General features: G+C 66.8%; 20 protein-coding genes. 17 read left to right on the forward strand and 3 right to left on the reverse strand.

The features are described 5' to 3' along the window. Positions 1-237: 237 nt before the first annotated feature. From ACSFBL_RS01515 to ACSFBL_RS01550, 8 genes are all read left to right on the forward strand, one after another. Positions 238-432: a DUF3606 domain-containing protein gene (locus ACSFBL_RS01515; protein ID WP_435513965.1), complete on the forward strand. Its 195-nt coding sequence runs from the start codon at positions 238-240 to the stop codon at positions 430-432. Further along, positions 429-1,511 (forward strand): ATP-dependent DNA ligase, encoded by a 1,083-nt coding sequence (locus ACSFBL_RS01520; RefSeq protein WP_435513966.1) that lies wholly within the window; start codon positions 429-431, stop codon positions 1,509-1,511. Before ACSFBL_RS01515 ends, ACSFBL_RS01520 begins: the two co-directional genes overlap by 4 nt. 107 nt (positions 1,512-1,618) lie before the next feature. Then, entirely contained in the window at positions 1,619-2,047 is a 429-nt protein-coding gene (locus ACSFBL_RS01525) for a VOC family protein (RefSeq protein WP_435513967.1), read from the forward strand. 85 nt (positions 2,048-2,132) lie between these two features. Next, positions 2,133-4,139 (forward strand): AsmA family protein, encoded by a 2,007-nt coding sequence (locus tag ACSFBL_RS01530; protein WP_435513968.1) that lies wholly within the window; start codon positions 2,133-2,135, stop codon positions 4,137-4,139. Positions 4,140-4,208: 69 nt separating this feature from the next. Then, complete coding sequence (locus ACSFBL_RS01535; protein ID WP_435513969.1) at positions 4,209-5,021, forward strand: class I SAM-dependent methyltransferase; 813 nt, start codon at positions 4,209-4,211, stop codon at positions 5,019-5,021. Positions 5,022-5,033: 12 nt separating this feature from the next. After that, positions 5,034-5,471, forward strand: coding sequence for an SRPBCC family protein (locus ACSFBL_RS01540; protein WP_435513970.1), 438 nt, complete (start codon positions 5,034-5,036; stop codon positions 5,469-5,471). A gap of 10 nt (positions 5,472-5,481) precedes the next feature. Continuing rightward, positions 5,482-6,489, forward strand: a complete 1,008-nt coding sequence (dmeF, locus tag ACSFBL_RS01545) for a CDF family Co(II)/Ni(II) efflux transporter DmeF (RefSeq protein ID WP_435513971.1) — start codon at positions 5,482-5,484, stop codon at positions 6,487-6,489. 54 nt (positions 6,490-6,543) lie between these two features. Further along, positions 6,544-7,521 (forward strand): MurR/RpiR family transcriptional regulator, encoded by a 978-nt coding sequence (locus ACSFBL_RS01550; RefSeq protein ID WP_435513972.1) that lies wholly within the window; start codon positions 6,544-6,546, stop codon positions 7,519-7,521. On the opposite strand, the gene ACSFBL_RS01555 is transcribed toward ACSFBL_RS01550, so the two are convergent. Further along, positions 7,458-8,303 (reverse strand): HAD-IIA family hydrolase, encoded by an 846-nt coding sequence (locus tag ACSFBL_RS01555; RefSeq protein ID WP_435513973.1) that lies wholly within the window; start codon positions 8,301-8,303, stop codon positions 7,458-7,460. The two genes, ACSFBL_RS01550 and ACSFBL_RS01555, sit on opposite strands and share 64 nt — an antisense overlap. A 155-nt stretch (positions 8,304-8,458) precedes the next feature. Between ACSFBL_RS01555 and ACSFBL_RS01560 the strand changes: the two genes are divergently transcribed. The 9 genes from ACSFBL_RS01560 to ACSFBL_RS01600 all read left to right on the forward strand — a co-directional run bounded on the left by ACSFBL_RS01560 (position 8,459) and on the right by ACSFBL_RS01600 (position 19,246). Further along, positions 8,459-9,394, forward strand: coding sequence for a phosphate/phosphite/phosphonate ABC transporter substrate-binding protein (locus ACSFBL_RS01560; protein WP_435513974.1), 936 nt, complete (start codon positions 8,459-8,461; stop codon positions 9,392-9,394). Next, positions 9,391-10,242 carry a phosphonate ABC transporter ATP-binding protein gene (locus tag ACSFBL_RS01565; protein ID WP_435513975.1) on the forward strand — a complete coding sequence of 284 codons (852 nt, stop codon included), beginning with the start codon at positions 9,391-9,393 and terminating at the stop codon, positions 10,240-10,242. The genes ACSFBL_RS01560 and ACSFBL_RS01565 overlap by 4 nt, the downstream gene beginning before the upstream one ends. Then, the gene (phnE, locus tag ACSFBL_RS01570; protein WP_435513976.1) at positions 10,239-11,261 is read left to right on the forward strand and encodes a phosphonate ABC transporter, permease protein PhnE; all 1,023 of its coding nucleotides are present in this window, start codon (positions 10,239-10,241) and stop codon (positions 11,259-11,261) included. Before ACSFBL_RS01565 ends, phnE begins: the two co-directional genes overlap by 4 nt. 140 nt (positions 11,262-11,401) lie before the next feature. Then, positions 11,402-11,593, forward strand: a complete 192-nt coding sequence (locus ACSFBL_RS01575; RefSeq protein ID WP_435513977.1) for a hypothetical protein — start codon at positions 11,402-11,404, stop codon at positions 11,591-11,593. Positions 11,594-11,657: 64 nt separating this feature from the next. Further along, entirely contained in the window at positions 11,658-13,907 is a 2,250-nt protein-coding gene (locus ACSFBL_RS01580) for a phosphocholine-specific phospholipase C (protein WP_435513978.1), read from the forward strand. 29 nt (positions 13,908-13,936) lie between these two features. Next, complete coding sequence (locus tag ACSFBL_RS01585; RefSeq protein ID WP_435513979.1) at positions 13,937-15,490, forward strand: YadA family autotransporter adhesin; 1,554 nt, start codon at positions 13,937-13,939, stop codon at positions 15,488-15,490. Between the two features lie 68 nt (positions 15,491-15,558). After that, positions 15,559-16,632 carry an alpha/beta fold hydrolase gene (locus tag ACSFBL_RS01590; protein ID WP_435513980.1) on the forward strand — a complete coding sequence of 358 codons (1,074 nt, stop codon included), beginning with the start codon at positions 15,559-15,561 and terminating at the stop codon, positions 16,630-16,632. A gap of 157 nt (positions 16,633-16,789) precedes the next feature. After that, positions 16,790-17,767, forward strand: a complete 978-nt coding sequence (locus tag ACSFBL_RS01595; protein WP_435513981.1) for a hypothetical protein — start codon at positions 16,790-16,792, stop codon at positions 17,765-17,767. 66 nt (positions 17,768-17,833) lie between these two features. Beyond that, positions 17,834-19,246, forward strand: a complete 1,413-nt coding sequence (locus ACSFBL_RS01600; RefSeq protein ID WP_435513982.1) for an FAD-binding oxidoreductase — start codon at positions 17,834-17,836, stop codon at positions 19,244-19,246. Between the two features lie 9 nt (positions 19,247-19,255). On the opposite strand, the gene ACSFBL_RS01605 is transcribed toward ACSFBL_RS01600, so the two are convergent. Continuing rightward, the gene (locus tag ACSFBL_RS01605; RefSeq protein WP_435513983.1) at positions 19,256-20,791 is read right to left on the reverse strand and encodes a DHA2 family efflux MFS transporter permease subunit; all 1,536 of its coding nucleotides are present in this window, start codon (positions 20,789-20,791) and stop codon (positions 19,256-19,258) included. Then, positions 20,788-21,249: a MarR family winged helix-turn-helix transcriptional regulator gene (locus ACSFBL_RS01610; protein ID WP_435513984.1), complete on the reverse strand. Its 462-nt coding sequence runs from the start codon at positions 21,247-21,249 to the stop codon at positions 20,788-20,790. Before ACSFBL_RS01610 ends, ACSFBL_RS01605 begins: the two co-directional genes overlap by 4 nt. Positions 21,250-21,439 lie beyond the last annotated feature (190 nt).

The following is a 21,439-nucleotide window of genomic DNA, read 5'->3' on the forward strand; positions in this document are numbered from 1 at the left end:
TTCGATAAAGGCTGGTTTGAGAACCCGGGCGTCTTTGCCCGGCACATGGGTTCACCTTCGTCGCGATCAATGCCGCGAACCGTCAGCGCCCGGACCGGGTGCGTGTAGGGTTTGGCGCATGAGGGCCCCACCGAGGAACAGCTCCAAACGCTGACCCCCGTGTCCGTGTCGGCCTACATGCCGCCCACCACCCGCGCGCTAGGTTGCACCGCAAATCCACCACGAACCGGAGCTGCCATGCCCGACGACACCTTCGCCCCGAATTCCACCGGCCCCGGCAGCATCGATCTGAATTCGGATGCATCGATCGCGGAGTGGGCCCGAAAGCTCGACGTGACCGAAGGCCAATTGAAGGAGGCGGTCGCGACGGTGGGCGATCGGGCCGCCGATGTCGAGTTCCATCTGAAGGGTGCGCGCGGCGCCCCGCGATGACGCAGCGCGGCCTGCCCGCTTTCGGCACCATCGTGCCGATGCTCGCGACGGTCGCATTGCAGGTGCCTCAGGGTGCAGGTTGGCTCTACGAGCCCAAGTGGGACGGCTTCCGCGCGATCGTGTTCCGGGAAGGCGGCACCGCCCGCCTGCAGAGCCGCGACGCCAAGCCGCTCGATCGCTACTTCCCGGAACTTCTGGAGGCGCTCACGCGCTGGCTCCCCGACGGCTGCGTGCTCGATGGCGAAATCGTCATCGCCGGCGCCGATGGCCTGGACTTCGATGCGCTGCAGCAGCGCATCCATCCCGCCGCCTCGCGCATCGAGCGGCTGGCGCGTGAGACCCCCGCTTCCTTCGTCGCGTTCGACCTGATCGGCCTGGACAGGACCGATGTCTCGGACCTTCCGCAGGACCAGCGCCGCATGCTGCTGCAGGCGCTGCTGTTCGACGCGCCGCCCCCGATCCACCTGACGCCGATGACCACCTCCTTCGAGACAGCGAACGAATGGCTTCGGGACTTCGAAGGCGCCGGGTTCGACGGCGTCGTGGCCAAGGCCTCGGACGACCCGTACCGGCCCGGCGAGCGCGCGATGCTGAAGATCAAGCACGTGCGCACCGCCGACTGCGTCGTGGCCGGCTTTCGCTGGCACAAGAGTGGCGACGACGCCATCGGTTCCCTGCTGCTCGGCCTCTACGACGACGCGAACGTGCTCCAGCACGTCGGCTCCGCCTCGGCCTTCAGCATGGCGACGCGACGGTCGCTCGCGCGGGAACTGGCCCCGTTGCGGCCGCCGACGCTGGACGGGCACCCCTGGGCAGCGTGGGCCGAGCCGGGCGGCGAGGCCCAGCGCATGCCCGGCGCGCAGAGTCGATGGAGCAGCGGCAAGGATCTGAGCTGGCAGCCGCTGCGCATCGAGCGCGTGTGCGAGGTCAAGTACGACCACTTGCAGGGCCGTCGCTTTCGCCATGCGGCCATCTTCCTGCGGTGGCGCTCCGACAAGCCGCCGGAGGCGTGCCGCTTCGACCAGCTCGAAGTGGCCGCGCCGTATGCGCTCGCACAGGTGTTTGCAGGCCATCCTTGAGCGCCCCGTTCGCGGGCGGTCCTACACCGGACGTCACCACCTTCCCACATGCGCCGGCGGACACCGGGGCATCATTGCGGTCGGTCGTTACAGCCAGGAGCTTTTGCATGGAAACACAAGAGTTGCATCGCGGGCGCTTGATCGATCACCTCCAACTCGTGGTGCGCGATCTCGCCGCAAGCCAAGCCTTCTACGAGGCCGTGCTCAAGGTGCTCGACATTCCGGTGGGTGGCACCGGCGAGGGCTATTTCTGGGCCGACGAACTGTTCGTTTCTACCGCCGACAGCGAGGCCGCCCAAGGCAAGCTGACCGGGCGCCACCATCTCGCTTTCCAGGCGAAAGACAGGGCGACGGTGGACGCGTTCCACCAGGCCGCGCTGGCGCACGGCGGCACGGACAACGGCGCGCCCGGCGAACGTCCCTACCACCCCGGCTACTACGCGGCCTTCGTGCTCGATCCCGACGGCAACAACATCGAAGCCGTCTTCCACGGTGAGGCCCAACGAAGCGCGCCCTCGGTCAAGGTGACGTTCTGATTCAGTCCAGACCGGTCCTGCCGGTCTGGCCTTCGCCATGACGACCCACCTTTCAGCGCTACGCCGCCATCCCGTCAGATCGGCGGTGGCAGCTCTGGGCCTGCTGCTGGCCGCCTTCGTGATCCTGTTCGACTGGAACTGGATACGGCCACCGCTGGAGCGCTACATCTCGCAGAAGACCGAGCGCGAGTTCCACAGCGCGTATTTGCACGTGAAGCTCGGCCTGACCCCCACCATAGAGATGCGCGACGTCTACTTCGGCAACGCCAAATGGTCGAAGGAAGCGCCCGCCATGGCAAAGATCGAGAAACTGGAATTCTCGATCGCCCTGCGCGACCTGCCCGACAAGATCCTCATCCCGCGCGTGGCGCTCACACGGCCCGAACTGGTGTTCGAGCGTCTGCCGGACAACCGCAAGAACTGGATCCTTTCCGATCCCTCCGACACCTCGCCCAGCAAGCTGCGCATCAGCACGCTGTCGGTGGACCAGGGTCATCTGCGCTACATCGACCACGGCGAGCCGTTCATGATCGACGTGCGGGGCAGCACCTTCGACCCGACGGCGCAGGAGAAGGTCAAGAACGCGGCCGCCCGGCCCTCGAACGATCGCTACACCACCCAGTACGACTTCAAGGGCAAGTACCACGACGCGGCCTTTTCGGGGCGGGCACTCACCGGTGACGTGTTGAGCTTCCAGGAGTCCGGCGTGCCCTTCCCGCTCAAGGGCGAACTGGACGCGGGCACGACCCGGCTCGCGGTGGAAGGCACGATCGCCGATGCCGCCAACATCTCCGCCATCGACACCCGCCTGCGCATCGAGGGCCAGACGCTGGCCAATCTGTATCCCTTCCTGCTCCTGCCCCTGCCGGCCTCTCCGCCCTATCGGCTGCAGGGCCACCTGATCCTCAAGGGCAACCGCTACACGATGGACGACCTGGCCGGAAAGATCGGGTCGACCGACGTCAGCGGCCAGGGCGCCTACGTGGACAAGAAGCCCCGCCCGCTGTTGACGGCCGACCTGCACAGCAACCTGCTCAACCTGACCGACCTCGGCCCATTGATCGGCGTGCAGACCAAGCAAAGCGGCGGCAAGCCGGCAGCGTCGCAAACGCAAACCAAGAACAGGCCCGTGGCCAAGGCCACCGAAAAGGCGACCGACCCCACGCACCTGCTGCCGGCGGGCAGCTTCGACGGCAGCCGCCTGCAGAAGATCGACGCAGAGGTCACCCTGGTCGCCACCAAGCTGGTGGTGCCCGAGGCCCTGCCGCTCGAGAGTCTCAAGGCGTCCCTGCAACTGCACGATTCGATGCTGAAAGTGGCCCCGCTCGATTTCGGCTTTGCCGGCGGCACCATCGCTTCGCGCGTCGCGCTGGATGCGCGCGAGCCGACACTGAAGTCCGAAGTGCAGATCGACCTGCAGCGGGTGCGCGTCGACCAGCTTGCACCCGACACCAAGGCGATCGCCAAGGGCGCCGGCCGCGTCGGCGCGACGCTGCGGCTCAAGGGGACCGGCAACTCGATCGCGGATGCCGCCGCCAAGGCCGACGGCCGCATCGCCGCCACGGTGGTCAATGGCCGCATCTCCAACCTGCTAGACGCCGCGAGCGGTCTCAACGGCGGCAAGGTGCTCGCGCTGCTCGCAGGCGGCGACAAGGACATCGTCATCCATTGCGGGGGCGTCGCATTCGACGTGGCGGGGGGACGCGGCAAGTCCACCCTGTTCGTGATCGACACCGAGCAGACCCAGGTGCTCGGCACCGGCTCGTTCGACCTGGAACACGAGCGCTTCGACATGACCGTCGCCCCCAAGCCCAAGGAAGTCGGTCTGCTCTCCCTGCGCACGCCGGTGCGCGTCCACGGCAGCTTCAAGCAACCGGAATTCGAAATCGAAAAAGGCCCTCTCGTGGCGCGAGCGGGCGCCATCGCTGCGCTGGCGGCGCTGAACCCGATCGCTGCCCTCGTGCCCCTGATCGAGCCGGGCCCGGGCGAGAACACCAACTGCGGCGCCATCCGGCAGACCGTGGCGGGCGCCACGCAGCAAGCCGTCGGCCCCAAACCGGGGAACGCGTCGCGGACCACGAAAAAGCCATGAAGACTTCGAGGGACGATCTACACAGGAGCCGCCCAAGGACCGATGATCCTTCTTTGCCAGGAGGATGCGATGAACCCGAATCAGGCTCTATGGGAAAAGGGCGACTTCACGCAGCTTGCCGCCTTCATGCGGGACAGCGGCGAAGAACTCGCGCGCGGACTGGGCATCACGCCGGGCATGAAAGTGCTCGATGTGGGCTGCGGCGACGGCACGACCGCATTGCCCGAGGCCAAGCTCGGCGCCGAAGTGCTCGGCGTCGACATCGCACGCAACCTGGTTGCCGCAGGCAATGCACGCGCGCAGGCCGCGGGCCTGACGAATTGCCGGTTCGAGCATGGTGACGCAACGAACCTCGAAGGCATCGCCGATCGCTCCTTCGATCTGGTCGTGAGCATCTTCGGCGCGATGTTCGCGCCGAAGCCCTTCGACGTGGCCCGGGAGTTCGTCCGGGTCACCAGGCCCGGCGGTCGGATCGTGATGGGCAACTGGATCCCGAACGATCCGACCTTCGTCGCGCAAGTCCTGAAGATCAGTGCCGCGTACTCGCCCCCGCCACCCGAAGGTTTCGTCAGCCCGATGACCTGGGGGGTGGACGCGAACGTGATCGAGCGCTTCACGGCCGCCGGCGTTCCGGCCGACCGGATCTCGTGCGCGCGCGACACCTACACCTTCCGCGCGGACGTCGGACCGGCGGCGTACATCGATGTCTTTCGCCGGTTCTACGGCCCGACCATGAATGCATTCGAGGCCGCAGGACAGTACGGCAAGGCCGATGCGCTGCAGAAGGAACTCGTCGAATTGGCCACCCGGCAGAACAAGAGCCCGGGCGCGGACGCCACGGTCATTCCCGCCACTTTTCTCAAGGTGACCGTCTCGGTTTGACGGCAGCTTTTCGTGTTGACATTGCAAGACGTGGTCGTGGTGAGCGAACTGGTCGAGGTTTCGGCAGACGTCGCCTATGCCTTCGCCAGCCGGATGGAGACTCTCCCGCTGTGGGCGTCCGGCCTGGCCAAGGGCATCGAGCAACGTGACGGCAAGTGGTTCGCCGACTCGCCAATGGGCCCGGTCGAGGTAGCGATGGCGCCCGCCAATTCATTCGGGGTGCTCGACCACGTTGTCACGCTTCCGGATGGCACCCGCGTCCACAACGCGTTCCGGGTGACGCCCTGCGGAGGCGGCAGCCTGCTGGCCTTCGTCGTCGTCCGAGCGGCCGGCGTCAACCCGCAGAGCTTCGACGCCGATGTTGCACATGTACGTCGAGACCTCGCGGCCCTGAAGCGGTTGCTCGAGCGACGGTCTGCCGAGGGATCGGCAGGCGATCCGAACCCTTGACATGAGTTCCATGCCCCCAACGATTGCGCCTCCTCATCCTCATCCGCCCACCCAGGCCTGGCAGCACCCGCACGTCTTCGACGAAGGCAACCCCCTCGCAGAGCGCAATACGCGCTGGGCGGTCGCCCTGACCGCCGCGATGATGATCGTGGAGATCGCCGGGGGCTGGTACTTCAATTCCATGGCGCTGCTGGCCGACGGGTGGCACATGAGTTCCCACGCGCTGGCGCTTGGCCTTTCGGTCATGGCCTACGTGGCGGCCCGCCGGTTCGCACACGACAGCCGCTTCGCCTTCGGGACCTGGAAGATCGAGGTCCTCGGCGGGTACACGAGCGCCGTCCTCCTCATGCTCGTGGCCGGACTGATGGCCTTTCAATCCGTCGAGCGCCTCCTGGCGCCGACCGCCATTCACTACAACGAAGCCCTTGTCATCGGAGCGGTCGGCCTCGCGGTGAATCTGGCGTGCGCATGGTTGCTGCGGGGCGACCACGGCCACGGCCACGGCCACGAACACGCACACCACCACCACGGAGGTCACGACCACGTTCACCACGACGCGCACGTGCACCAGGACCTGAACCTTCGCGCGGCGTACACGCATGTGCTCGCCGATGCCGCCACATCCGTTCTGGCGCTCGTCGCCCTGGCGGCAGGCAAGCTCTGGGGGGCCGCCTGGCTCGACCCTGTGATGGGCATCGTCGGCGCAGCCCTCGTCGCGATCTGGGCGGTCGGTCTTCTGCGAGATTCGGGCAGGGTTCTTCTCGACGCCGAGATGGATGCGCCGGTGGTGGCCGAGATCCGGGAGGTCATCGCCGCCAGTCCCGTCCAGGCATCGATTTGCGACCTGCACGTCTGGCGCGTGGGACAGGGCAAGTACGCCTGCATCGTGTCGCTCGCGACGCACGCCCTGGTCGAGCCCGACTATTTCAAGCGGCAGTTGGCTGTCCACGAAGAACTGGTTCACATCTCGGTGGAAGTGAATCGGCTTTCCGGTGTGCACGCGGCGGGCGCTGGATAGAAGCGCGCGCCGTTGTGGCGCTGCTGTCAACAGCAGACAGTAAGCTTCGCGTCCATGAACCAGCCCACCCGCAAGCGCGCCAAGTCGGCGCCCGCCGCCAAGGCCTCCCGGTCCGGCAAGGCGACAGGAACCGAAGCGAAGGTCCAGCGCCCTGTTCGCTCGATGGCCGTCGATGACCACGGCGGCCAGATCTCTGCCGTGCTTGCGCGCATCGAGACACTCTGGTCGTCCCTCGGGCCGGTGGGACAGCGCATCGCCGGGTTCATCGCGAAGAATCCGAACGAGGTGGTGCACATGTCGGTCAGCGAGGTGGCGGAGCGCACAGGCTCGAGCGAAGGCAGCATCGTGGGCCTGTGCAAGAACCTCGGCGCAACCGGCTTCCAGCAGATCAAGATCGCGCTGGCGCAGGAAATCGTCCAGCCGGTCCAGTTCATTCACGAGGACCTCCAGCCGAAGGACGGCATCGACACCACGGTCCGCAAGATATTCCAGAGCAACATCCAGACGCTGCGGGACACGCAGGCCGCGCTCGACGTGCACGCGATGGAAAAGGCGGTGCGCCTCATCAAGAAGGCGCGGCGCATCGAGATCTACGGCATCGGCAGTGCCGCCACCATCGCCGAGGATGCGCACTACCGCATGCTGCGCATCGGACTCGACGTGAAGGTGGTGGTCGATTCGCATGTGCAGGCGATCAGCGCGTCGCTGACAGGGCCCGACGTGGCGGTGCTCACGGTCTCGCACTCGGGCAGCACGCACGAGACGGTCACGGCCACCCGGCTCGCCAAGGAGGCCGGCGCATCGACCATCTGCATCACCAATTTCGGCAAGTCACCGATCCAGGCATTCACGGACGTGCTGCTGTTCACCATGGCACGGGAGACCAGTTTTCGCACCGAGGCCATGACCAGCCGCCTCGCCCAGCTCGCGATCATCGATGCGCTGATCGCGTGCCTGGCGCTCAGCGACTACGACAGGTCGGTCAAGACCTTGCGCAAGACCTTCGACGTGCTTTCGCTCAAGCGGTACTGAGGGGTGGCGGCTGCGCGCAGCAGCGCGGCAGGCGTCGGGGCCGCCGCCTGCGGGGCGGGCCCGACCAGCAAACAGTGCATGCCGAGCCGGGCCGCGCCGAGCGCATCCGTCGCCGGGTTGTCGCCGACGACCACCGTGTCGGCGGCCTGCGCGCCGAGCCGGCGCAAGCCCTCCTCGAACAGCATCGGCCCGGGCTTGCCGATCACCCGCCAGGGCTGCACGCCGCTGGCCGCGACCAGCGCGGCCAGGAGCGCCCCGGTCTCGGGGACGATGCTGTTCGACGGACCCGGATGGTTGTCGTCCCCGTTGGTTGCGATCAATCGCGCGCCCCTTCGCAGCTCGTTCGCCATCAGGGCCAGCCGCGCACGATTGAAGTGCGGATCGAGCGCCAGCACGACGAAATCGGCGCCGGCCTTCACTAGTTCGCAGCCGCTGGCCAGCGCGCGTCGCCGCAACGGCGCGCTGGCAGCGAACAGGATGCGCGCCTGTGCATGGTGGAGGCGCATGTGCGCAATGGCCTGCTCGCCCGCGAGCACGATGTGCTCGGGGGCGACCTTGAGCCCCATGCGCGCGAGCCGTTGCGCCACGCCAAGCGCCGTCTGGGTGGAGTTGTTGGAGACGACGACATAGCGATCGCGAAACTGCGCCAGCAGGTCCGCGGCGCCTTCGATCGGCTCGTCCTCGCGGATCAGCGTGCCGTCGAGATCGACGATGAGATGGCGCCGCCGCGAAAGCCAATCGGTGGCGTCGAGGAGGTGGTCGTTCTTCTGTTCGAGATTCATGTGTCCTGTGCTTGCAAGGCGCGCCGGTCATCCGGCGCTGCGCGGGAAATTGTATTGAGCAAAGCTCAGTCATACTAAAAATAAAACTGAACCGGTTTCATTTTCCTGTCACGTTCCCTTACTAAGCTCGATCCATCAAGCCAAAGGACCCCGACATGAAAAGCCTCTTTCCCACGCTCGCTGCCGCGCTCGCACTCGGCATCGCGGCGCTGACGCCCGCCGCCGCCCAGTCAGTGGGCGACGGCTCCGCGGAGCACCCGCTGCGCGTGCTGCTGATCCCCGCCGACGGCGGCACCGAGTCGGGCACCAAGGCCGACTACGCGCCCGTCTTCAACGCGATCACGCGCACCACCGGATTGCAGTTCGACCTCAAGGTCGGCCAATCCTACGGCGCCGTGGTCGAGGGCATGTGCCATCAGCTGGCCGACATCGCCTTCTTCGGCCCGGTCGCCTATGTGCAGGCGCACAAGCGCGGCTGCGCGCAACTGCTGGCGGTGGCCGTCGAGAAAGGCGCCTCGGTGTACTACGCCGGCATGTTCGCCAAGGCCGCTTCGCCGATCGCTTCCGTCAACGACCTGAAGGGCAAGCGCGTCGCCTTCGGCGACGTCAACTCGGCATCGAGCTTCACCTTCCAGGTCGCGATGCTGCTCGACGCCGGGATGGACCCCGTGAAGGACCTGGGCGCCATCCGCATGACGGGAAGCCATGCCGGCAGCCTGGCCGCGCTGGTGCAGGACCAGGCCGATGTGGCGTCGCTCTCCTTCGACTCCTACGACAAGGCCGTGGCCCAGGGCGCCGTGGACCCGAAGGCGGTCAAGGTGGTGGCCCGCAGCATGGCGATCCCCTACCCGCCGCTGGCCCTCAACACCAAGCTGCCCGAACCGTTGAAGGCCCGCCTGAAACAGGCCTTCGCCACGGTGAACAAGGCGCCCGGCGTCACGCCCGAAATGATCCGCGGCTACGGCGGCGGCAAGGTCGACGGCTATGACACGCAGTTCTCCGAAGCCGAGTTCAACGTGGCCGCCGAGAAGCTCGCGCTGCTCACCGACGAGCTCAAGGGTCAGATCCTCAAGAAGGCGGCCGAGCGTTGAACACCGACACCTTGTACGACGCCGTGCAGGCCGTGACCCGTCCGCCCATGCTGCGCTTCGACTCGGTCGGCATGCGCTATGCGGATGGCACCGTGGCGCTCAAGACGGTGTCGCTGCACATTCCGCATGGCCAGTTCTGCGTGGTGCTCGGCGCCTCGGGCGCCGGCAAGTCGACCTTGCTGCGCATGGCCAACGGGCTGGTGCGGCCCTCCAGCGGCGCGGTCCATGTGGACGGCACGGGCGTGACTCCGGCCGCACTCGCGCACATCCGCCCGCGCGTCGGCATGATCCACCAGCAATTCAACCTGGTGCTGCGTGCCAGTGTCGCAAGCAACGTGCTCGCCGGCGCCTTGCCTGCGGTGCCGTTGTGGCGCGCGTTGCCGGGCCTGTTTCCGCAAGCCTTGCGCCGCAAGGCGTGCGAGCTCGTCGAAGCCGTCGGCCTTCAGGAACAGCATCTTGCCCGACGTGCGAGCGAGCTTTCGGGCGGCCAGCAGCAGCGCGTGGGCATTGCCCGCGCCTTCATGCTCGATCCGCCGCTGGTGCTGGCCGACGAGCCCGTCGCGAGCCTCGACCCGCAGGCCAGCCGCGACATCCTGACGCTGCTCATGCGCCAGGCGAGCGAGCGCGGCACGACCGTCCTGTGCAGCCTGCACCAGGTCGACCTCGCGCGCGCCTTCGCCGACCGCATCGTCGCGCTGCGTGACGGCGCGATCGTGTTCGACGGACCTCCCGAGGCCTTCGACCCTTCAGTCTCGGGTGCGGTGGTCTATGGCAACGCTACGACCGCCCACACCGCCGCCCCGCCGCGCCCACGTCCGTTGCCGAGCTTCGCGCTGGAGGCCGCATGACCGCCTCTTCACTGGAACGCACCCAACGCCCGGCCTCGGCCTGGGAGATCGAGCGGCCCTTCGGGACGCGCACGATCGTCATGCTGGTGCTGGCGCTAGCGCTGTGCTTCGCGACCGGCCAGCGTGTCGAGATCGGCCGCATGCTGAGCCTGACGGGGGACGGTCTCCTGGCGGCCGCAGGCCTGCGTGAGAGTTCGCAAGTGTCCTCCGGCATCGCGACGATTGCGCGCTCCCTGTTTCCGGTGCAGATCTCGGATCGCACCGAAGTCGCCCGCATCGAGAACTTCGATCGCGACCATCTGCCCTGGTTCTCCCACGTCGAGGAAGTCACGGTGAATGGCCAGCACCTTGATCCGCAGACGCTCACGATGCAGGCAACCACCGAACGGCACGAGGTGCTGGTCGAACCCGTCGGCTACCTGTGGCATGTGGTCGTCAAGATGCTCGAGACCCTCGAGATCGCCTTCTGGGCCACGCTCATCGCCACGGCCATCAGCATCCCGCTGGCCTGGTTCAGCGCGCGCAACTACACGGCCAGTCGCCTGACCTATGCACTGGCGCGCGGCATCGTGAGCCTGCTGCGGGCCATTCCCGAGCTCGTGAGCGCGCTGTTCCTCGTGCTGGCCTACGGTTTCGGTCCGATCGCCGGGGTGCTGGCACTGGCGATGCACGGCGCCGGCTTTCTCGGCAAGTTCTACGCCGAGGACATCGAAACGGCGGACGACAAGCCGCAGGAAGCCCTGCGGGCCATCGGCGCCACCAAGCTCAAGGTGATGCGCTTCGCGGTGCTGCCCCAGGTGATGCCGCAGTTCATCGCCTACACGCTCTACGTGCTCGACCGCAACGTACGCATGGCCACCGTGATCGGCCTGGTGGGCGCCGGCGGGATCGGCCAGGAACTCAAGGGCCGCTACGACATGTACAACTACGCGCATGTCGGGACGATCCTCATCGCGATCTTCCTCACCGTCTTCGTGCTCGACCAGCTCGCCGCGCGATGGCGAAGACGCCATGCCTGAAGCGCCTGCGCGCCAGGCGCGCTGACTTTCGTTTCCCGCTCGATCGTTCATGCCTCGTGGCGCGCACGTGCCGCCGGGCAGGACGCTGCGCGCGCAATTCACCTCCACCTCCATTCACCGACCGCAAGAGAAAGCTCTCCATGAACCTCGTCTTTTCGCTGCGTGGCCTCGCGGCCGCCCTCGCCCTTTCCGCCCTGGCCGCCTGCGGCGGCGGCGGCGGCTCCGGCATGCCCTCAAGCCTTCCGACGACGCCATCCACGCCCGGCGCACAGAACCCAACTTCGTCGACACCGCAGGCGCCCGCGGCCCCAGTACTGAGCTGCGCGCCCTGAACGCGGGCCAAGGCGCCCGGATCTATCTCCTCACCGTCTCTTCCATTTCAAGCCACAGAACACCATGACGAACTCCCTTCCCCGCCGTGACTTCCTGCGCAAGTCCGCTGGCACCCTGGGCGCCGCCTCGGCGCTGACGATGCTGCCGCCGGTGATCCGGCGCGCGCTTGCCGCCGATGCCGCGATCGAGACCGGCACCATCCAGGACGTCAAGCACATCGTGATCCTGATGCAGGAGAACCGCAGCTTCGACCACTACTTCGGCACCCTGCGCGGCGTGCGCGGCTTCGGCGACCGCTTTCCGATCCCGCTGGCGAGCGGCAAGTCGGTGTATTTCCAGCCCAACCCCGCCGGCGGCGCGGAGATCCAGCCCTTCCGCCGCGATTCCAGGACCAGCAACGCGCTGATCGGATCGGGCACGCCGCACAACTTTCCCGATCAGCAGGCGGCCTGGAACCAGGGAAAGATGGACCGCTGGATCCAGTTCAAGAACCAGGCGACGATGGGCTACTTCATGCGCGAAGACATTCCGTTCCAGTTTGCGCTGGCCGATGCCTTCACCATCTGCGACGGCTATCACTGCTCCATCCTCACCGGGACCGACCCGAACCGCATCGTGTTCTGGTCGGGTTCCAACTTCAATCCTGAACTGCGCAAGAAGGGCATCAACAGCACGGATGTCGATTCGGAGCCCGTCAACTCGCGCTGCTGGCCGAGCCCGTCGAACTGGGTCGCGGGCCGCGCGCAGCAGGCCGACGGATCGGGCCAGATCGACCCCGCAACGAGTGCCTACAACTACAAGTACGTCAACAACGCCTTCAAATGGGACACCTTGCCGGACGTCCTGCAGAAGGCGGGCATCAGCTGGCACATCTACCAGAACATGAACAACAACTGGACGGGCGCCATGAACGGCTGCCTGGCCTTCCAGAGTTTCCGCACCGCGCAGCCGGGTTCGCCGATCTATGAGCACGGTCTGACGGGCGGCCCCGCGGCAGCGGACGGCGCTGTGAATTTCCTCGCCCAGCTCAAGCAGGACGTGATGAACGACACGCTCCCGCAGGTCTCGTGGGTGCTGCCCACGCAGGCCCTGGCCGAGCATCCCGGCAGCAGCGAAGGCGTTGCCGGCGCAGCCGACTTCATCTCCGACGTGCTGGATGCGCTGACATCCAACCCGAAGGTCTGGAGCAAGACGGCACTGTTCGTGACCTTCGACGAGAACGACGGCTTCTTCGACCATCTGGCGATGCCGGCCGTGCCGTCGTATGACGTCGATGGGAGCCTGGTGGGCAAGTCCACCGTGGCGCTGGACGGTGAGTATTTCGACGCTTCGGTGGGCAGCTACCTGAGCGCCAGCGACACCACCAGCGGCAAGATTCGCCCGTGGGGCCTGAGTTCGCGCGTACCGATGTACGTGGTGTCGCCGTGGAGCAAGGGCGGCTGGGTCAACTCGCAGGTGTTCGACCACACCTCGGTGGCCAGATTCCTCGAGCTGCGTTTCGGCATCACCGTGGACGCCATCAGCCCCTGGCATCGCGCAGTCTGCGGCGATCTCACGTCCTGCTTCGACTTCGCCAATCCGAACGACCCGGTTGTCCCGAAGCTGCCCGACCTGAGCAATTACCCCGCGATCAATGCGGCGCAGCGGCTTTTGCCCACGACCGCCGTGACCACGGCGCCCGCCAAGCCGCAACCGCTGTACCAGGAGACCGGCACGCGTCCGTCACGTGCACTGCCCTATGAGCTGCACACCAGCGCGCGCGTCGAACCGCGCGGTCTCGTGTCGCTGACCTTCAGCAACTCCGGGAAACAGGGTGCCGTATTCCACGTCTACGACAAGCTGCACCTCGACCGCATTCCGCGCCGCTACACGGTGGAAGCCGGAAAGATGCTGACGGACTACTGGAACACCGGTGCGACGGACAGCGGCAAGTACGAGCTGTGGGTCTACGGCACCAACGGCTTCGTGCGCACCTTCAAGGGTGATGCGCTCGCCCACGACACCGCCGCCTTCAAGCCCGAAGTGCAAGTCTGCTACGAACCTGCCAACGGCCAGGTCTATGTGAAGGTGCACAACACCGGCACGCAGGCCGGCAGCGTGGTGGTCACGCCCAACGCCTACCGCACCGATGGTCCGTGGCCGCTCGACGTGGCTGCCGGCGCCACCGGCACGCTGCACTGGAACCTCGACGACAGCGGCCACTGGTACGACTTCACCGTCAGTGCCGCCAACTTCGAGCGCCGCTTCTCCGGCCGCGTCGAAACCGGAAAACCGAGCGTGAGCGATCCGGCGATGGCCCTTCACCTCGCCTGAGCCGTCGCAAGGGGCAACGACAAGACATCATGGAAAAGATCCATCGACTTTCAAGAGAAGCGGCGTTCCTCGGACTCGTGCTCTCGCTCACCGCGACGGGCGCGACCCAGGCCCAGACCCTTCCGACCACCTGGAATTCGACCAAGAGCGACATCGGCATCGGTGCGGGCGCGGGCACGGGCACCACGGGCACCAACGACATCGGCATCGGCACCAACGCCGGGACTGGCGTCACCGGCACGAACGACATCGCCATCGGCAACCTGGCCGGACAGAACGTCAGCACCAACTGGAACCTGGCGATCGGTGAAGGCGCGGGCAGCCGCGTCTCGGGCAAGAACGCCAACCAGGCGATTGGCTACTACGCGGGCACCGATGTGGTCGGCGGCTGGAACCAAACGATGGGACGCAGTTCGGGTGCGTTCGTGACGGGCGACTACAACAACTCGAACGGCTATGCCGCCGGCACGCACGTAACCGGCAATCGCAATGATTCGAGCGGCTATTCCGCAGGCCAGAACGTGACGGGCTCCGACAACGAGGCCTACGGCACCAATGCCGGAAGCAACGTCTTTGGAAGCAACAACCAGTCGTACGGCAACGGCGCCGGCAACACGGTCAACGGCAACAACAACCAGGCGATGGGCCAGGGGGCCGGCGCCGGCGTGACCGGAACGGGCAACCAGAGCTCCGGGATGATGGCTGGCGTGCAGGTGTCGGGCAACAACAACGTCGCGATGGGCCAGGCCGCGGGCAGCGGCGTGCAGGGCAGCCAGAACCTTGCCTTCGGCCTGGCCGCCGGTCAGGGCGTGACCGGCAACTCGAACCTGTCGCAAGGCGCCGGTGCCGGCCGTCAGGTCAATGGCAACAACAACATCGCGATCGGTGCCAACGCCGGCGAGTACGTGAACGCGAGCCAGTCGCTGTCGATCGGCACGTCGGCGCGCGCCAGCGCCGACAACGCGATCGCCCTGGGCAGCGGCGCGCAGGCGCAGCAGAACACCTCCGTCGCCATCGGCGACAGCGCCGTCGCATTGCATGCGAACAGCGTAGCGCTCGGCGCGGGTACGGTGACCTCGCGAGGTGCGCAGGGGGCCTACGCGGCGCAAGGCATGGCCGGCGTGCAGAACTCGGCGGGCGAAGTCGCTTTGGGCAATCGGCAGGTGACCGGCGTCGCGCCCGGCAGCGCGCCGACCGATGCCACCAACGTCGGACAGGTGCAGGGCATGGTGCAGCAAGGGGTGGCCAGCGCCAACGCGTACACCGACGCGATGTTCAGCGAGGGCGGCGTTCCCGGCAAGGCCTACACCGATGCGACCGCAACGCAACTGCGCCATGAGATGGACGCGAGCGAGCGTCGTGCCTACGCCGGCATTGCGGGGGTTGCCGCAATGGAGTCCGCACCCTACGTCGCGGGCAAGACGAGCTATGCCGTCGGCATGGGCACCTATCGCAGCGAAAGCGCGCTGGGCGCATCGGTGCGGACCACCACGCGCGACGGGCGCTTCAGCGTGACGGCCGGCGTGGCCGTCAGCAACTCGGGCGCGGTGGGCCGTGTCGCACTCACGGGCGTGTTCGACTAGGCGCCTGTTGCTCTTGCACGCCGGATGCGATGGACGAGCACCCGTGCCTTGCGCACAATGCCGCCACCATGTCGCTCCGGCAAACGATCCGCTTCTGCTCCGCGCCCGACAGTACCCCGATCGCCTTCGCCAGGAGCGGTCGCGGCACGCCCTTGGTCAAGGTCGGCAACTGGCTGACCCACCTCGAGTTCGATCTCAGGAGCCCGGTGTGGGGCCATCTCGTCGAGACGCTGTCGCTGGACCATGCGGTGATCCGCTATGACCAGCGCGGCACCGGACTGTCCGATTGGGAGGTCGACGACATCTCGTTCGACGCCTGGGTGGCCGATCTGGAGGCCGTGGTCGAGGCCGCAGGGGTCGAGCGCTTCGCGCTGCTCGGCGTGTCGCAGGGCGTGCCGGTCGGCATCGCCTACGCGGTGCGCCATCCGGAGCGGGTGACGCACCTCGTCCTGCATGGCGGCTACGCGCGGGGCCGGCTGAGGCGCGGTGGCGATGCCGCGCAGCGCGAGCTTGCCGAAACCAACATCAAGCTGGCCGAGCTGGGTTGGGGTCGCGACGAGGCGTCGTTCCGGCAGTTCTTCACGAGCCAGTTCATCCCCGATGGCACCCTCGAACAGCTGCGCTGGTTCAACGAACTGCAGAGGGTCTCGACGTCGCCGGTCAATGCGGCGCGCATGATGCGCACGCTGTACGACATCGACGTCGGCGCGATGCTGGCGCGCATCGAATGCCCGACGCTGGTGCTCCACGCCACCGGCGACCTCAGCGTGCCCTTCGCCGAGGGAAGGTTGCTTGCGGGCGGCATCCAGCAGGCGCGCTTCGTTCCCCTTGCCACGGCCAATCACCTGATGCTCGCGCAGGATGCCGAGTGGCCGCGCTGGGTCGCCGAAGTCCGGGACTTCCTGACCACGGCGGGCGACACGGCCGCGCTGCAACCGTTCGCGAACCTGACATCACGCGAGCGCGAACTCGTCGAGCTGATCGCGCAAGGGCGCGACAACGCGCAGATCGCCGCGCTGCTCGGTCTGAGCGACAAGACCGTGCGCAACCACGTGAGCAACATCTTCACCAAGCTCGAGGTCGAGAACCGGCCGCAGGCGATCGTGCTGGCCCGCAATGCGGGCTTCGGCGCACGCGGCTGAAGCCTGGAGGCGTCGCTCGGGACGCCAGTCCCGTGTCCAAGGCACCCTGGAGCGCCCAAACAAGGCGTTGCGGGACCGCGGTCCCATCGCCGGCGTACCCCTTGGAAGGAATCATCGATGCACGTCGATTCGACGGATCCAACCCAAGGTGAATACCGTGCAAACCTCGCTCCAGTCTTCCGCAATTCCCACCGACACGCCGCGCTATGCACGCTGCATCGAAGCGTCCCGGCGCATCCGCTGGGACATCGATCGCGACGTGATTCGCGGCCGCGGCTTCGAGCTGCACCAGAAGTTCCTGCCCGACGGCCTCTCATGCGTGCGCGAGCTGTCTTCCCTCAGTCCTTCACAGCAGCGTTTCCTCAGCCAGGTGCAGGGGCGCACCTACGCGAACATGTTCGGCCTGGTCGAGCGCTTCATCGGTGCCAAGATGCTCGAGGTCAGCCGCGACCACTGGCTCGGCGACCAGGTCGCGCTGGAGGCGCTGGTGCGCTTCACCGACGAGGAGATGAAGCACCAGGAACTGTTCAGGCGCATCGAGCGGCTGGCCGCGGATCGCATGCCGCCGGGCTATCGCTTCGACGTCGCACCGAACGACGTGGCGTCGTTCGTGCTCGGCAAATGCACCTGGGCCGTGCTGGCGCTGACCTGCCACATCGAGCTGTTCACCCAGGCCCACTATCGCGCGAGCATCGACACCGCCGACGGGCTGTCGGAGCTCTACAAGGACGTGTTCCTGTTCCACTGGAAGGAGGAGTCGCAGCACGCGATCCTCGACGAACTCGAATGGAAGCGCGAGGACGCGAAGCTCACCGATGCCCAGCGCGACGCGGCGGTCGATGACCTGATTGCGCTGGTCGCGGGCGTCGACGGCATCCTGCAGGCGCAAGCGCGCGCCGACGCGGCGTACTTCGTCCGGGCTGCGAACGGTGTCGACGATGCGTGCCTGCCGGAGGTCGAGGCCCTGCTGCTGAAGGCCTATCGCTGGCAGTACATCGTCTCGGGCGTGATGGAGCCGCGTTTCCGGAAGGTGCTGGCGTCGCTCGTCACCGAGACGCAAATGGCACGGATCCAGTCGGCCCTGGCGCCGCTCGCCTATGCCGTGCCGGATCGCACGGACGCCATGATGGCTTGAGCGCAGATTGAGTTGCCGCCCGTGGCGGAGTAGAGTCTTTCGCTCGCAGGCTCCTGGAGTGGCGTCATGACAGCTCTGTCCACCGAGCGGATCGACGCGTTCCGCACTGGCTTCGGCGGCCAGGTGCTGACGCCCGGTCATCCCGACTACGACCGGTCGCGCGCCGTCTGGAACGGCGCCATCGACCGAAAGCCCGCGCTGATTGCAAGTTGCACGACCAGCGAGCAAGTCGGCGCCTCGATCCGCTTTGCGCGGACGCAGGGACTCCAGATCGCAGTCCGGGGCGGCGGCCACAGCTATGCCGGAAACTCGGTATGCGACGGCGGACTGATGATCCATCTCGGTGCCATGAACCGCGTGGTCGTCGATGCCACGGCACGGCGTGCGGTCTGCGGCGGCGGCACCACATGGGCCGATGTCGATGCCGCCACCCAGGCCCACGGCCTGGCGACCCCCGGTGGCTTCATCAGCCACACCGGCATCGCGGGACTCACACTGGGCGGAGGCATCGGCTGGCTTACCAACAAGGCCGGACTTTCCTGCGACAACCTGATCTCCGCCGAGGTGGTGACCGCCGACTCGCGTATCGTTCACGCGTCGGCCAACGAGAATCCCGAGCTTTACTGGGCGCTGCGCGGCGGGGGCGGCAACTTCGGCGTGGTCACGTCGTTCGAGTTTGCGCTTCATCCTGTCGGGCCCATGGTCCATCTCGGGCTCTTCTTCTTCGGCCTCGAGACCGGGCAGGCTGCCCTTCGATTTGCGCGCGAGTTCGTCAAGACGCTGCCTGGCGAGGCGACGGCATTCCTGGCCATCGGCCTGAGCGCACCGCCTGCGCCCTTCGTCCCGGAGGCCTACCACTTCCGCCCCGGACACGCGCTGCTGGTCGTGGGCTTCGAGACGGCCGAAGCGCACCAGGCCCTCGTGGCGCCGATTCGCGACGCAGTGACGCCCCTGTTCGATATGGTGACGCCGATACCCTACGTCGCCCTGCAGCAGATGTTCAACGACAGCGCTGCCTGGGGCACGCGCGGATATGAAAAGGCCCTCTATCTCGACCACCTGTCGGACGAAGCCATCGCGGTCATCGGGGAGCACGTGCCGAAGAAGCGGTCGCCGCATTCGTTCTGCCCGACCTTCACCCTAGCCGGCGCGTACCGAAGCCCCGGCGATGCGGACACGGCCTTCGGCGGAAGCCGGAATGCCGGCTACGTCTTCAACATCGAGGCGGCGGCCGCGGATCGCGAGACCTATGAAGCCGACCGCGCCTGGGTTCGCAACTTCTGGGAGGCAATGCGACCTCACGCCACGGGCTCGGGCGGCTACGTGAACTTCATGGTCGAAGCCGACGAGGACCGTGTGCGCGCGTCCTATGGCGAGGCCAAGTACCAGCGTCTTGCAGCGATCAAGGCGCAACACGATCCGGGCAACATCTTCAACCTCAACGCCAACATCAAGCCGTCGCCAGGGTCGGCGCAATGACGGCCGTCCCTAGTGCGGCACTTCGACGGTGGCACCCGCCGCGACGCGCCGCGGGCTGCGGATCAGCAGCAGCAGCGGGATCGCGGCCAGCGTGATCAACATCATGATGCCGAAGTCGTCCAGATAGCCGATCAGTACGCCCTGGCGCGTGACCTCGCCGTTCAGCATCGCCAGGCCGGCCGCGCCGGCCGGGTTCATCAACGCGGGCAGCGCAGCGAGTCCGTGGTTTCCCGGCCCTACGGTGGCCGCGAGCGTCGCGTGAGCCTCGCCCGAACGCTCGGTCAGCAGCGCCTGAACGATCGAGATGCCCACGCTGCTGCCGATGTTGCGCAACAGGCTGAAGATCGGCGTGCCCTGATTTCTCAAGCGCGCCGCGAGCGTCGCGAAGGTTGCCGTCGAAAGCGGCACGAAGGTGAAACCGATGCCCAGGCCTTGGATGAATCCCGAGACGATGATCAGCGAGCTGTCCATCTCCAGCGTCAGGCGCGTCATCTGCCAGAGCGAGAAGGCGGTCAGCCCGAAGCCGAGCGCCATGATCGCGCGCACGTCGACCCGCTGAACCAGCCGCCCGACGACGATCATGGCGATCATCGTGCCGACACCGCGCGGCGCGGTCACGGCACCGGTATAGATCACCGGATAGCCCATCAGCCCCTGAAGGAAGCTGGGCAGCAGCGCCATCGTGCCGAAGAGGATCATGCCGACGATGAAAGCGAACAGCAGCCCGGTGACGAAGTTGCGGTCCTTGAGGAGGTCGCGGTTAAAGAACGAGACGCCTTGCACGGTCCAGGTGTGGACCACGAAGAACGCGAAGGCGATCAGCGCTGCGGCGGCCTCGAGCCGGATCTCCCAAGAGTCGAACCAGTCGAGCTGTTCGCCGCGGTCGAGGAACAGCTGCAGCATGCCGATCGCGATGCTCAGCGTGACGAAGCCGAAGATGTCGAGCCGCTCGCCCTGGGGCCGGTTCTCGGGCAGGAAACGCACAATGCCCCAGAGCGCGAAGATGCCGACCGGCAGGTTGATGAAGAAGACCCAGCGCCAGTCGAAGTTCTCCGTGAGCCAGCCGCCCAGCAACGGGCCAAGGATCGGACCGACCATGATGCCGGCGCCCCAGATCGCCATCGCCTGGCCGACCTTCTCGCGCGGATTGATGTCCAGCAGCACGGCCTGCGACAGCGGCACCAGCGCCGCGCCGAACACGCCCTGCAGCAGGCGGGCGGCGACGATCTCGACCAGCGAGTTCGCGACGCCGCAAAGTGCAGAGGCGATCGTGAAGCCGATCACCGAGACCATGAAGACCTTGCGCCGCCCCCAGTGCCCGCAGAGCCAGCCGGTCAGCGGCAGCGCGATCGCCGAGGCCACGATGTAGGAAGTGAGAACCCAGGTGATCTGGTCCTGGGACGCCTGCAGGCTGCCCTGCATGTGCGGCAGCGCGACGTTGGCGATGGTGGTGTCCAGGGCCTGCATGATCGTCGCGAGCATGATCGACACGGTGATCAGGCCGCGATGAGCGACGCCCTGGTGCGGTGTGGCAGCGGTGCTCATCGCGCCTCACCCGACGCCAGCGCCATCAGGCCGTTCCGGGCCTTGCCGAGCAGGGCGACCAGTTGCGCCCGTTCGGCCGCGGAGAGGAGCGCCAGCGCACGCGTCTGCAGGCCGTCGCTCAGGCTCAGCGCGGCATCGAGCGCTTGCTCCGCGCTCGGCGCCAGGTGGACGTGCCGCACGCGGCGGTCGTTCGGACTCTCAAGCCGACGGATCCAGCCGGCCGCCTCGAGCCGATCGCACAGCCCGCCCACGGCCATCGCACTCAGTTCCAGTCGCTGCGCCAGCTCGACCTGCGACATCGGCGTCTCGTCGCCATGCATCGCCAGCGCGCCCAGAAGGCGGCACTGTGCGCGCGTGAGGCCGATGCGCTCGCGCGCCAGGCGGTCGAACTGCTCGCCGTAGAGCTTGGCGACGTCGTTGACCAGAAAGCCGAAGCGCTGGCTGAAATCTCTTTTCATAAGGGGGCTGATTATAAATATGCTTAGTGTTGCGCCGGGAGAGGTGCTTCGTCATCGGTGCAATGAATGTGGTGGCGGCCAATAGACATTGGAAAACGACAATAGGGTTTGAGAATTTCTGTCGTGCGCGGGGCGGCCTTCGACAATAGAGTTTGAAAACCGCCCGCCCCGTCATCATGATCACCGAGCC

It is taken from the genome of Variovorax glacialis (assembly GCF_051216375.1).
GTDB lineage: Bacteria > Pseudomonadota > Gammaproteobacteria > Burkholderiales > Burkholderiaceae_C > Variovorax.